This is a genomic window from Sphingobacterium thalpophilum (genome assembly GCF_901482695.1).
GTDB lineage: Bacteria > Bacteroidota > Bacteroidia > Sphingobacteriales > Sphingobacteriaceae > Sphingobacterium > Sphingobacterium thalpophilum.
Map to the genome: position 1 here is coordinate 2,313,848 of NZ_LR590484.1, position 12,623 is coordinate 2,326,470.

Genomic DNA, 12,623 nt, shown 5'->3' on the forward strand with positions numbered 1-12,623 from the left:
TATTATGATGTATCTGGCCTTTATGCTGTTCGATTAAGCCAAAAGTTGCCAATAACTTAGGCAACTTTTGACCTCTTCACATTATATATCCAAATACTAAAATCTCAGGATTAAGCCGAACAAGAGACACATTCATCGATGGTCGATTTTCTTGTGCGTGTATAATATAGGGATTTTAATCCCAGTTTATGTGCATAGATATAATATCTAGACAGATCTCTCGTCGAGTCTTTTGAATTGGTATGCAAGATGGTCGATACACCTTGGTCAATATGACGTTGGATGACCGAAATCAACTTTAATACCTTAAACTGATCCATATCATAGGCCGATTTGAAATAGAAGTAATTATCGTTGGTCAAATACGGCATTGGATAATAGGTGGTACTATCACCGTATTCGCGAACCTCGATAATATCTACAATAGGCATCACAGAAGCGGTCGCATTCATGATATAGGATGTCGATTGGTTTGGTGCAATAGCCAGACGGTAGGCGTGATAGATACCATGTTCTTTGACTTTAGCTTTTAGCTCCAGCCAATCTTCTACCGTTGGAATATGCACACCTTCAAATAACTCTTTTACTTTATCTGTTTTTGGAAGGTAGTCCCTGTTAACATAGTTATTGAAATAACTGCCATCGGCATAGGCTGATTTTTCAAATCCCACAAATGTCTTACCGCGCTCTTTGGCAATCTCCATCGAAGCTTCCAATGAATAGAAGTTCATCATCATAAAGAACGTATTGGCGAAATCCAGGGCTTCGTTAGACTCGTACATGATAAAGCTCTTGGCTAGATAGCCGTGTAGGTTCATGGCGCCTAAACCTACCGAATGCAGCTCACGGTTTGCTTTTGCTATAGACGGTACCATGTCGATGTTGGTGACGTCTGTAACAACTGTCAAGGCACGCATAGCTGTTTTCACTGCTTCTTTGATGCGCTTGTTGTCCATGACTGTCGCAATATTTAACGAGCCCAGATTACAGGAGATACCATACCGGATGGTGTCTTGTTTGCCATAGATTTCGATATCTGACACCTGCGACACCTGCATGATTTCTGTACACAAGTTAGAGAACTTCACTTGGCCGATTTCGTTCAACGCATGTACACGGTTGGTATTTTCTTTGAAGAAAATGTAAGGATAACCTGACTCTTTTTGTGTCTGTGCAATTTTCACCAATAAGTGACGAGCATTGATTTTCTTTTTCTTGACGTTTGGATTGGTGATCAATTCGTCATACATTTTGTCCATATCCATCTCATCCAGATACTGGCCATATTCCTGCATTACTGTGTGCGGGTAGATCAAATAACAGGGTTCATCCTTCTCTGCCAGTTCCATGAATTTATCTGGAACAATAATACCGATAGATAGGGACTTAATACGTACTTTCTCGTCGACGTTGATTTTCTTACAATCGAGAAACTCCTCAATGTCGGAGTGGAAAATATTTAAGTATACCGCGCCAGCACCGGGACGTTGCCCCAATTGATTGGCATAGGAGAAAGTATCTTCCATAATTTTCATAATGGGAAGTACACCTCCAGCGCGACCTTCAACTCCTTTGATAGCTTCACCGCGTGCGCGGATCTTGGAGATGTTAAAGGAAACCCCACCACCGATGGATGACAATTTCATCGCAGAGTCTACCGCATAACCTATACCATTGAGGTTGTCGCCAATCTCGTCCAAGAAACAGGATACCAGCTCTCCGGAGCGTTTTTTGCCTGCATTTAAAAATGTTGGCGTAGCGGGCTGGTACTCTTGGTTAATCATGATCTCAGCATATTGGATTGCTTTTTGAACACCTTCTTCTCTTGCAAGGAATAAGGATACTGCCACGACACGGTCTTCATAGCGCTCTAAGAATTTTTCGCCAGAGTCATCGCGTAGTGCGTAGCTCTGAAAAAACTTGAATGCCGCCATAAAGGACTGAAAACGGAATTTTTTAGCATATACATAATTATATACTTCTTCCATTTCCTCAAATGTAAACCACTGATAAAAATCAATGTAATAGTTGTTTTCGATCAAATAGTCTATTTTTTCTTTCAATGTATAGAAGAACACGGTGTTCTTGTTTACATATTCCAAGAAATAGGCGCGAACAGCCTCTTTGTCTTTATGCAAGCTGAATTCGTCATCATGCTTAATCATGATTTCATTATTAAGCAATATCCAGTTTTTTGCTACTTCGTTTGCTACCATCGCAAAAGTTCTTTAAGATGTCAATAAATTGATTTATATCTTCCATTGTTCCAGACAATTCAAACTTGAATGCCAATGGAATGTCGAAATCATGTGAAATACGGTCGGCTGCTAAACCGAAGTTGGGGCCCCAGTTGCGGTTGCCACTTGATGTAACGGAATAAATATTTTTCGCTTCCCGTTTCATGAATTCTTTTGTGTTTTCGGGTACCTGTCCAAAATTGGTGGTAAAGGTGACCAGATGTCCAGGATGTTCTACCTGCAGGTCGGCGCTAATTTTATGAATTTGCCAGCCAGTGATCTGAGCTACCTTATCGATAAACCGCTGTACGTTTCCGGTTCTGGAATCGTAATAGATGTGTATCTTATTACTGCCAATGTTGTCCATGATGCCTCCGGCTTTTTAAAGTGCAATAGCAGCCAATTCTTCTGGTTTAAAACCAATAATACGGTGTTGGATTTCTTCGTTTTCAACAACGATTACTGTAGGTACCGTCCGGATTTTGAATTTTGCAGCCAAGTCAGGTTCATCAAAAGGATTAACCGTTTCATATTGGATTCCTTTTTGATCCAAATAAGCCGATACTTGTGCGCAGGGGGCACAATCATTTTTCTCAAATTTGATAATTCTTGCCATGTCTAAATGTTTATTTTTAATCCAATCTTTATAGAAAAAAGACCGGTCGTTACTTCTTTGAATTACTAATTCTTTCATTAGCTTAACAAATATCCTATATTTTCTTTCGATGCGGTAGTTTGACTTTTCCACATTTTGGGCAAAAGTTTGTCATAGGACGCGTTTACTGCTAGTTAACACTGTTAAGTGTCTGATCGACTGTGATATATAAATGTGGATAACTTTAGATCCAGAATTTTTTAGCGTTTTTTCGCGACTAAATTAAGTCTAATTTTTGTGTCATAAAATAGCTACAGCACTTGACTTTTTTTTGTATTTTTATTACATTTTATAGCCTTAAAATTCAAAATAAATTTATGAAGAAGTTACTCTTTGGTCTTTTGTTTTTTCTATCCTTCCATTCTCGGGCTCAAGAACGTATCACGTTCCAAAAACCGTCTTCTGAAATTTTGGCTTTGGCCGATTTTGTTCGTCCACCTCAAATTAAAATCTCGAGCGACAAAAATTGGATGCTGTTTACTTATCGTCCCACCTACAAAAGCCTTGAAGAGCTGGGGCAGGAGGAGATGAAACTTGCTGGACTTCGCATAAATCCCAAAACCAATATGGAGAGCTCTACTATTTTCTATCATAAAATCGGATTAAAGAAGATCGGGCAGCAAGTTGAATATACAGAATTTGAAGGAATGCCCAAGGATGTAGCCTTGGCGAATTTTGTGTTCTCTCCGGATAGTAAACGACTGGCTTTTACAAATACAAATGATTCGGGGACAGCGTTGTTTGTGCTGGATCTAACAACCAGAAAAGTTAGCCAATTGACACCTTATCATTTGAATGCTGCTTTGGATGCTCCTTTTCAATGGCTCAACAACTCTGAGCGTCTGATCATTACTGTACTTCCAAAGGAGAAAGGGGCTTTGTTGGACCCATCGAAAGATTTGCCTACAGGGCCTGTCGTGTCGACCAGCGATGGAAAGGTATCGCAATTAAGAACGTATCAAGATCTATTGAAAAATCCTCAGGATGAGCATAATTTTGAAACACTGGTGCAGTCCGACCTCCAGTTTGTAGATTTGGACGGCACTATTCGCCCGTTTAAAGGCAAGGGGATTTATTCGGATATTTCTTTTTCGCCCAACGGGAAATATATAATGGTGACTAGTATCACCCGGCCATATTCCTATGTGGTGCCAGCCTCACGTTTTCCACAACAGACACACATCTATGATCTTTCCGGCAAAGAGATTGCAGTGGTTAACGAAGTGCCGTTGACAGAGGTAATGCCTAAAGGATTTTCTTCAACTCGCCCTGGCAGACGATCGCTGCACTGGCGTAGTGATCAACCGGCCACACTAGCCTATGTGGAGGCCTTGGATGGCGGGGACGCAAACCAGCCTGCAGCTTTTCGCGATGCCCTCTATACATTAGAATATCCTTTTACGGGCCAGGCAAAAATGATTTTTAAAACGCAGGACCGCTTTGCTGGAGTCGTATGGGGAAACGATCGTTATGCCCTGGTCTATTCGCATTGGTATGATACGCGTAATGTTAAGACTTTTGTGGTGAATCCGTCCAATGGGGAGTCCAAATTGCTGCACGACCGCAATAGCCAGGATATCTACAATGACCCTGGAAATGTATACCAAGAAAAAAATACTTTAGGTACATATACCATGTATCTGAATAAGGATAAAGTTTTGTTTGTGGGAAATGGATTTACCAAAGCAGGGGAATTTCCTTTTGTGGATGAGCTGGATCTGCGTACATTAAAGAAAAAGCGGATATATACCGCACCAGAGTCTGAATTACAGGAACGAATTGCGCAGATTGTGGATCCCGGGAAAGGGGACCTACTGATCTCCCTGCAGTCGGCGTCAATATATCCAAATTATTATCTGAAAAATATGAAATCAGGTAAGCAGACAGCTTTGACAGCACTTGAAAACCCTTTTAAATCCCTTGAAAAGGTACACAAAGAAATCTTGACGTATAAGCGCAATGATGGCGTGGAGCTGTCCGGGACCTTATACTTGCCGGCAGGATATGATTTCAATAAGAAAGAGAAATTGCCGTTGTTGATGTGGGCATATCCTAGAGAATACAAAGACGAGAATACCGCCGGCCAGAGCACGGCCAATCCAAAGGAGTTCACATTCCCCAGCTACGGCTCTTTTATATACTGGGTATCGAAAGGCTATGCTGTATTGGATAATGCAGCCTTTCCAATTGTAGGGGAGGGCAAAAAAGAACCCAATGATACGTTTATCGAACAACTGGTTGCCAATGCTGAAGCTGCGATCAATGCGGTAGATAAGCTGGGATATATCGACCGGAAAAAAGTAGCTGTGGGGGGCCATTCTTATGGGGCGTTCATGACGGCACACTTGCTGTCCAACTCAAAGTTATTTGCGGCAGGAATCGCACGGTCGGGCGCATATAATCGTACGTTGACACCTTTTGGTTTTCAGAGTGAACAGCGCAACTTTTGGGATGATCCCAAGCTTTATATGACGATGTCACCTTTTGTTAGTGCGGACCGCATGAAGACGCCGTTATTGCTCGTCCATGGCGGAGCAGATAATAACCCTGGAACATTTACACTACAGACAGAACGGTATTTTCAGGCATTAAAAAATCTAGGTGCGCCTGTACGTATGGTGATTTTGCCACGTGAGGCGCATGGCTACGCAGCCAAAGAAAATATCTTCCACCTCCTTTGGGAGCAGGACCAGTTTCTGGAAAAATACTTAAAGAATTAAATCGTGTTTTAAATTGACTGAAGCTTGGTTCTGGCAATAAAAAAACAGGTCCTTTAAAAAAAAGAGGTCACGCAGAAATATTCCTGCGTGACCTTTTTTTGTACATCGATAATCTTTAATTACCAGCTTTGACCTTAAATGGGACAACATATTGCCCCCATTCCAATGATACAGTACCGTCGGGCGCGGCATTGATCTTGAATTGTTCCTGACTGTCGTTGGAGGTTCCATTGACCGCCGTAACGCGCAGGGCATCATCTTTAGCGTCGTACTTTGTACCCCACTGGTCCCACACCTTACTGAAGATAATAGTGGTCTCATTTTCTCCAGGAATGCTGTAAAGGCCATACTTTCCGGCAGGCAATTTTTGTCCTTCGACCAGCACATCTTTGTCAAATTCGATGGAGGTAGCCTCGTTGGCACCGGTACGCCAGACTTGGCCAACAGGGGCAATATCAACACCTATCTGGCGACCCTTGAGTGAAGGGCGACTATAATTGATGTCTATTGTCACCCCATCAGTTGTGGTCACCTTTGTATTGGCTGGTGGACTTGGACGTTTGCTTTTGTCTGTCTGTGCAAAAGTAAGCTGACCAATTAAAGTCAGGATCGTTAAAATTAGTACTCTCATTTTCTTTGCTTATATTGATTAAACACTTAAAGATAAGAAATTTAAATAATGAAAGAACTAGTTTTTTGACAATTCGCTGCATGCTTCGGATCTTAATTTGGTCCTATATAAGCATTGGACTCGAAAACTCAGTTGGGCAGTTATGGAATGGGCAGGAGGCCCTATCATGTTCTGCCATCGAAGCAAACAGCCTGTAATAGGAGGGCAGGAATCGACAAAACAAGATTTTGAGAAAAAGAGCCAGAATCTGCTGCCCCAAAAAGTTTACGCGATTTGTTGGGGCAGTGTATTGCATTCTGGCTCTGTTGTTAAACAAGGTATTCAAATAAAGTCTGGTCTTTATTAATTTCGATGACATCAAATTTATACTCTTTCATACGGGCGATCAGTGTTGCGTAATCCTCCGGCTTATTGAGCTCGATACCGACTAAGGCTGGACCGCGTTCGCGCTCTGTTTTTTTTATAAATTCAAATCGTGTAATATCGTCTTTCGGGCCTAATACTTCTGATACGAAGAGCTTTAATGCTCCGGGACGTTGTGGGAAGCGTACAATAAAATAATGTTTATATCCTTCGTAAAGCAATGAAAGTTCCTTGATTTCGCTCATGCGGTCGATATCATTGTTACCGCCTGAGATAATGCAAACGACCTTTTTGCCTTTGATTTCCTCTTTATGGAATTCCAATGCTGCCACGGACAATGCTCCTGCCGGTTCGACGACGATGGCGTCTTTATTGTATAAATCCAGAATGCAGGTACAGATCTTACCCTCTGGGATGGAGCGGGTGTCATCCAGTAGCTGCCTGGCGATGGCGAATGTGGTGGCACCTATTTTCTTCACGGCTGCGCCATCCACAAATTTGTTGATATGTTCCAATTCGATGGGAGCACCATGTTGCAACGCTGCCTGCATGGAGGGCGCACCTTCGGGTTCTACACCATAGCATTTGATAGCCTTGTTCTTGCTTTTGAGGTAATAGCTTGTGCCAGCAGCTAATCCGCCGCCACCGATGGGAATAAATATGGCATCCATATCAGGTAGGTCCTGCAGTGCTTCTACCGCAACTGTTCCTTGGCCTTCCAGTACCTGAAGGTCATCAAATGGAGGAATGAAGGTCATGCCATATTGTTCGGTGTAAGCCAAGGCTGCTTTCTGACAGTCGTCAAAAGTATCACCGGTCAAAACAATTTCTACATTTCCGTTGCCCCACATTTCTGTCTGGGAAATTTTCTGACGCGGTGTCGGACCTGGCATGAATATGACGCCTTTGATATCCAGTTTATTGCAGGAGAACGCTACTCCCTGGGCGTGGTTGCCGGCGCTTGCACATACTACACCACGCTGCCGCTCTTCGGCCGAAAGCGAAATAATCTTGTTATACGCGCCACGCAATTTATAAGAGCGTACGACCTGTAGGTCTTCTCTTTTGAGATAAACTTCGGCCTCATACTTTTCCGACAGGTGTCGGTTATACTGCAGAGGAGTGCGGTTGACTACGGATTTGATACGTTCAAGTGTAGCCTCTGAGTTGATGTTTAGGGTTGATAAATCCATTGTTTTGATATACTTCATTCAGGTACTACGATACATCCTGATCGGATGCTTTTCCAAATAAGACCTGGAATCTGTGTGAATACTGTTGTAAATTTAGCTGATTTTGATGAAATCGCCTGCCAATATGCTTCTCACACAGCAGTCTGTGTTCTTTTAAAGCCAGCGATTTGATAAAAAAAGGCTGCATGAGCAGCCTTCCTTCTTTTACATCTTTTACTGGATGAGGCTTTTTAGGTCATCATCGCAAATATTTTTTTTCTCATCGGCCAAAACGAGGAAGCGTTGATAGCAGGCGGCAAGATCGTCTTTGTCAAGATGGAAACCCAGGCGTTCCAAGTGATGTTTGAGTGCATGTCGTCCCGAACGGGCCGTTAAGATAATATCCGCTTCATCAAGACCTACGTCTTCCGGACGGATAATCTCATAATTCTCGCGGTGTTTGAGGAAGCCGTCTTGATGGATACCTGAACTATGTGCAAAGGCGTTACGGCCTACAATCGCTTTATTAGGCTGCACTGGCATGTTCATCATCTCACTTACTTTTCGTGAGATGTAAGTAAACATACGGCTGTCGATATTGGAGCTTAAGCTTCCAAACGATTGATTATGAACCTTAAGGATCATCGCGACCTCTTCCAGGGAAGTGTTGCCCGCGCGTTCGCCGATACCATTGATTGTACATTCCACCTGGCGGGCTCCATTTTGTATGGCAGCAACAGAATTGGCAGTCGCCAATCCCAAGTCATTGTGGCAGTGTGCCGAGATGATGGCCTGATCGATATTGCGTACATTTTCTTTGAGATACTTGATCTTAGCCCCATATTGATCGGGTAAGCAGTAGCCGTTTGTATCCGGTATATTTACTACCGTAGCTCCAGCAGCAATGACTGATTCGATCATTTTCGCCAAAAACTCCAGGTCCGCACGGCCAGCATCCTCTGCGTAGAATTCAACATCTTCTACATAAGATTTTGCATGTTTCACAGCCGCCACAGCGCGCTCCAGAATTTCTTCCCTTGTGCTGTTGAATTTATATTTGATATGCATATCCGAAGAACCAATGCCTGTATGGATACGTGGGCGTTTGGCATATTTCAATGCTTCGGCGGCTACATCAATATCATTTTGGTTGGCCCGCGTCAGTGCGCATATGATGACATCGTTCACGGCCTTGGATAATTCAACGACAGATTGAAAGTCTCCGGGACTGGAAACAGGAAAGCCTGCCTCGATGATATCAACGCCGAGCTTTTCCAGGTCTTTAGCGATCTCAATTTTCTCTGGAGTAGTTAATTGACATCCGGGTACCTGTTCGCCATCACGTAGTGTGGTGTCGAAAATGTATAGATGATTAGGATCGTGTAACATAATTTACAATTTAAAAGTCAACATTAAGAAGTAAAGAGCGTTGGAAATTGAATCCCTAAGATGATTATATAAAATGCTTCACTTATTGTTCAAACACATTGCTCCGAACTCATATCTCATTACTATTTGATAAACTCCAATACTTTTGTGCCCATCTCTTCTGTACCGAGGATTTTGGCTGCATCTGTGCCCGCATTGGCGATATCTCCGGTTCTCCATCCCGCTTTTAATGTCGCAGCAACCGCATTGGTAACGGCTTTTGCTTCTTCCTGAAGGCCAAAGCTGATATCCAGCATCAACGCAGCGGATAGAATGGATGCAAGCGGGTTGGCCTTATTCTGACCCGCGATGTCATGTGCCGAGCCATGTATAGGTTCGAAGAAACCGGTGCCATCTCCCACAGATGCGGAAGCAAGCATCCCCATAGATCCGGCGATCTGAGAAGCCTCATCCGTTAGAATATCACCAAAAAGATTAGCGGTTAGAACTACATCGAATTTTTTCGGATTTTTAACCAGCTGCATGGCCGCATTATCGATAAACATATGCTCAGTTTCTACATCTGGATATTCTTTGGCTATCTCCTGTACAACCTCGCGCCATAGCCGGGAGGTCTCCAGAACGTTGGCCTTGTCCACCGAACACAATTTCTTGCTGCGCGTACGGGCAGCTTCAAAAGCTTTACGCGCAATACGTTCTACCTCATAACGATGATAATTCATTAGATCAGAAGCAAAGGTGTTGTCTGCATTGCGATTTTTTTCACCAAAATATACATCTCCGGTCAGCTCACGGAAAAAGAGAATATCAGTACCCTGAAGGATTTCCGGTTTTAAACTGGAGGCATCCAACAGCTCATCGAATAACAGGATCGGACGAAGGTTGGCATAGAGCCCCAGCTCTTTACGGATTTTTAACAAGCCCTGCTCTGGCCGCACTTTTGCCGAAGGATCGTTATCATACTTGATATGTCCAATGGCACCAAAAAGAATTGCGTCGGAAGCTTTTGCTTTTGCCAATGTATCGTCTGGAAGCGGATTGCCGGTCGCTTCGATCGCGGTATGTCCCATGATGGCTTCGTCAAAGCTGAATTCATGACCATAATTTGTGCCGATCTTCTCCAAAACTTTTTTACCCCATGTGGTTACTTCTTGGCCGATGCCATCTCCAGGTATGATTAAAATATCTTTCTTCATTGTATTTTTAGTATTGAGACATTAGATATGCGTATTGAGATTTTACTTGTACGACCTTATAGCTTTCCACATGTCGCCCCTTTCTTGGTCTTTAATTCTCTTATTTACCATCTAATATCGGTCGTCTATTATCTATTGTTAATTGTCGTTTTCCACATTTTTTATGTTGATAACATCTCTTTTTTGTGGATAACTGGTCCTACTGTTTTGATTTCTCCTTTTTCCAGCACTAGCCTATTGTCTATACAGGTTGGGAGCTGGCTTTCAAAATGGCCAACATAAATGAGTGTCTGTCCATTTTTGCTGAGATCATCGATCACATCGTTGAAATACTGGGTCTGTTCTTTGTCCAGGCCCTGACATGGTTCGTCCAGAATCAGCAATTCAGGATGCTTTACAATGGTGCGGGCGAGCAATGCCAGTCGTTGTTGACCTAAAGGCAGAGAGGCCAGTGTTTTATGTTTTACTTCTTTCAGGTCAAAAAAATGAAGTACCTGTTCAAGCTTTTGCTGTTGTTCATACCCCAGTTTTTGGTAAAGGCTCATCGAGTCGAAGAAGCCCGAAGCAATAGTCTGACCCACATTGGCATTCATGTCATAATACCAATGTAGCTCGGGAGATATGATCCCCAGATGTTCTTTGATTTCCCATATGCTTTCTCCTGATCCCCGCTTTTTGCCAAATAAGGTGATATCATTGGCGTAAGCCTGTGGATGATCCGCATTGATGAGGCTGAGTAAGGTGGATTTGCCGGATCCATTATGTCCTTGCAACAACCATTTTTCACCTGCTTTGACTTCCCAGTCTATATTTTTTAAGACCTGCTTTTCACCATAGGATACGTTGATCTTATTCATTTTCACCATTACCTGTGCGGATACCTTGGGTGGCTGTTGCAGAAAATAGGGCAATTGTTTGCGTTGGCGTGCTAGCCCTTTGGAAATTTCGCTGTTATGCTTCCGGATTACCAGTTTACCTTGTTGAATTTCTGCAAAACGGTTGATACAATCTGGTTGTTCGTCATCGTTGCTGATCAATAGTAGGGATACGCCTTTCTCAGCAAGCTGGTCGAAGACCTGGTTGAGATCTTTTCGTGACTGTACATCAAGACCCGTATAGGGTTGATCAATAATAAGTACCTGCGGCTGCAGCCATAAAGCTTTGACTAGCTGCAACCGTTTGTGTTCGCCGCTCGAAAGTTCGATCAGCTGCTGGTCTCTGAAATTTTCAAATCCAAAGATAGATAGATAGGGTTCGACGTCTTCAAAGGCAAGCTGTTCTTGCTGGGCAAAATGTTTTAATTCCGCAAAGACGGTTAACGTGTCATTTTTTGCAAATTTGTTGTAACGCTGCTGGTAATAGAAGTTGCGGTCGCCCTCCAGGTTGGTAAATTGAAACCAATTGGATACATAATGAACAGTGGCTGGAAGGGGGCTGGCCGGTTCCCAATGGAAGGTAATTGTTCCCTCATATTTTAACTGTCCGGAGATTGCTTTTGCAAGCGTAGTCTTTCCGGTGCCACTGGGGCCACCCAAAATCCATTGCTCACCAGGTGAAATTTGCCAATTTAAGTCTTGCAGTACGCAATCTTTACCGTACTGAATAGTTAAATTGGCAATATGGACGACAGGATCTACCATTGTCTTGCTGCTTCAAATGATTCAATTAAATCTTTTTGATTACGAATAAAATCGATGTCATCATACCCATTGATCAAACATGATTTTTTGTAAGGATTGATTTCGAATTCAAATTGATCGCCTGTTTCGGTTAGCATAACCGTTTGTTTTTCAAGGTCGACGATGACTTCAGTTTTGGGGTTTTGGTGGACAAGCTCAAAGATCTTGTCCAAAAATTCATCCGGTACCTGAATAGGTAGTACCCCGTTGTTGAGGGCATTGCCTTTAAAGATATCCGCAAAGAATGAGCTGATGACAACATCAAATCCGTAGTCCTGAATCGCCCATGCCGCATGCTCACGGCTGGAACCGCAGCCGAAATTTTTGCCGGCAACTAATATTTTACCTGAATAGGTGGGATTGTTAAGGACAAAATCAGGCTTGGGCTGATTATTGCTGTCAAAGCGCCAATCACGAAACAGGTTATCGCCAAAGCCTTCGCGGGTCGTGGCCTTTAAAAACCGCGCCGGTATGATCTGGTCAGTATCTATATTTTCAATCGGTAATGGTACTACCTGTGATGTTAAAGTTTCAAATTTTTTCATTTCTTAAAGTCAGAATAAAAATCGAAAGCTTGCCAT

The 12,623-nt window shown here is 42.9% G+C and carries 10 protein-coding genes; 1 reads left to right on the forward strand and 9 read right to left on the reverse strand.

Features of this window, described 5'->3' with window-relative positions:
- Nucleotides 1-110 precede the first annotated feature (110 nt).
- Genes nrdE through FGL37_RS09835 form a run of 3 tightly spaced genes read right to left on the reverse strand, consistent with a single transcriptional unit; the run spans nucleotide 111 to nucleotide 2,931 of the window.
- Nucleotides 111-2,216 (reverse strand): class 1b ribonucleoside-diphosphate reductase subunit alpha, encoded by a 2,106-nt coding sequence (nrdE, locus tag FGL37_RS09825; protein WP_028071917.1) that lies wholly within the window; start codon nucleotides 2,214-2,216, stop codon nucleotides 111-113.
- Nucleotides 2,176-2,604 carry a class Ib ribonucleoside-diphosphate reductase assembly flavoprotein NrdI gene (nrdI, locus tag FGL37_RS09830; RefSeq protein ID WP_081817996.1) on the reverse strand — a complete coding sequence of 143 codons (429 nt, stop codon included), beginning with the start codon at nucleotides 2,602-2,604 and terminating at the stop codon, nucleotides 2,176-2,178. The genes nrdE and nrdI overlap by 41 nt, the downstream gene beginning before the upstream one ends.
- Nucleotides 2,605-2,619: 15 nt before the next feature.
- Nucleotides 2,620-2,931: a thioredoxin family protein gene (locus tag FGL37_RS09835; protein ID WP_232048672.1), complete on the reverse strand. Its 312-nt coding sequence runs from the start codon at nucleotides 2,929-2,931 to the stop codon at nucleotides 2,620-2,622.
- A gap of 278 nt (nucleotides 2,932-3,209) precedes the next feature.
- On the opposite strand from FGL37_RS09835, the gene FGL37_RS09840 reads away from it, so the two are divergent.
- Nucleotides 3,210-5,612, forward strand: a complete 2,403-nt coding sequence (locus tag FGL37_RS09840; protein WP_028071920.1) for a S9 family peptidase — start codon at nucleotides 3,210-3,212, stop codon at nucleotides 5,610-5,612.
- A 115-nt stretch (nucleotides 5,613-5,727) separates the two neighbouring features.
- Here the strand turns inward: FGL37_RS09840 and FGL37_RS09845 are convergent, their stop codons facing one another.
- The 6 genes from FGL37_RS09845 to leuD all read right to left on the reverse strand — a co-directional run bounded on the left by FGL37_RS09845 (nucleotide 5,728) and on the right by leuD (nucleotide 12,587).
- Nucleotides 5,728-6,243, reverse strand: a complete 516-nt coding sequence (locus FGL37_RS09845) for a DUF2911 domain-containing protein (protein WP_028071921.1) — start codon at nucleotides 6,241-6,243, stop codon at nucleotides 5,728-5,730.
- A gap of 308 nt (nucleotides 6,244-6,551) precedes the next feature.
- Nucleotides 6,552-7,799 (reverse strand): threonine ammonia-lyase IlvA, encoded by a 1,248-nt coding sequence (gene ilvA, locus FGL37_RS09850; protein WP_028071922.1) that lies wholly within the window; start codon nucleotides 7,797-7,799, stop codon nucleotides 6,552-6,554.
- A 213-nt stretch (nucleotides 7,800-8,012) separates the two neighbouring features.
- Nucleotides 8,013-9,167, reverse strand: a complete 1,155-nt coding sequence (locus FGL37_RS09855) for a 2-isopropylmalate synthase (RefSeq protein ID WP_081817997.1) — start codon at nucleotides 9,165-9,167, stop codon at nucleotides 8,013-8,015.
- 122 nt (nucleotides 9,168-9,289) lie between these two features.
- Entirely contained in the window at nucleotides 9,290-10,363 is a 1,074-nt protein-coding gene (gene leuB, locus FGL37_RS09860; RefSeq protein ID WP_028071923.1) for a 3-isopropylmalate dehydrogenase, read from the reverse strand.
- 161 nt (nucleotides 10,364-10,524) lie between these two features.
- Entirely contained in the window at nucleotides 10,525-12,003 is a 1,479-nt protein-coding gene (locus tag FGL37_RS09865; protein WP_028071924.1) for an ATP-binding cassette domain-containing protein, read from the reverse strand.
- Nucleotides 11,997-12,587: a 3-isopropylmalate dehydratase small subunit gene (gene leuD, locus FGL37_RS09870; protein ID WP_028071925.1), complete on the reverse strand. Its 591-nt coding sequence runs from the start codon at nucleotides 12,585-12,587 to the stop codon at nucleotides 11,997-11,999. Before leuD ends, FGL37_RS09865 begins: the two co-directional genes overlap by 7 nt.
- Nucleotides 12,588-12,623: the final 36 nt, after the last annotated feature.

Coding starts and splice junctions, on each gene's coding strand:
- nrdE (WP_028071917.1), bottom strand. CDS start 2,216: ATGGTAGCAAACGAAGTAGCAAAAAACTGGATATTGCTTAATAATGAA.
- nrdI (WP_081817996.1), bottom strand. CDS start 2,604: ATGGACAACATTGGCAGTAATAAGATACACATCTATTACGATTCCAGA.
- FGL37_RS09835 (WP_232048672.1), bottom strand. CDS start 2,931: ATGAAAGAATTAGTAATTCAAAGAAGTAACGACCGGTCTTTTTTCTAT.
- FGL37_RS09840 (WP_028071920.1), top strand. CDS start 3,210: ATGAAGAAGTTACTCTTTGGTCTTTTGTTTTTTCTATCCTTCCATTCT.
- FGL37_RS09845 (WP_028071921.1), bottom strand. CDS start 6,243: ATGAGAGTACTAATTTTAACGATCCTGACTTTAATTGGTCAGCTTACT.
- ilvA (WP_028071922.1), bottom strand. CDS start 7,799: ATGGATTTATCAACCCTAAACATCAACTCAGAGGCTACACTTGAACGT.
- FGL37_RS09855 (WP_081817997.1), bottom strand. CDS start 9,167: ATGTTACACGATCCTAATCATCTATACATTTTCGACACCACACTACGT.
- leuB (WP_028071923.1), bottom strand. CDS start 10,363: ATGAAGAAAGATATTTTAATCATACCTGGAGATGGCATCGGCCAAGAA.
- FGL37_RS09865 (WP_028071924.1), bottom strand. CDS start 12,003: ATGGTAGATCCTGTCGTCCATATTGCCAATTTAACTATTCAGTACGGT.
- leuD (WP_028071925.1), bottom strand. CDS start 12,587: ATGAAAAAATTTGAAACTTTAACATCACAGGTAGTACCATTACCGATT.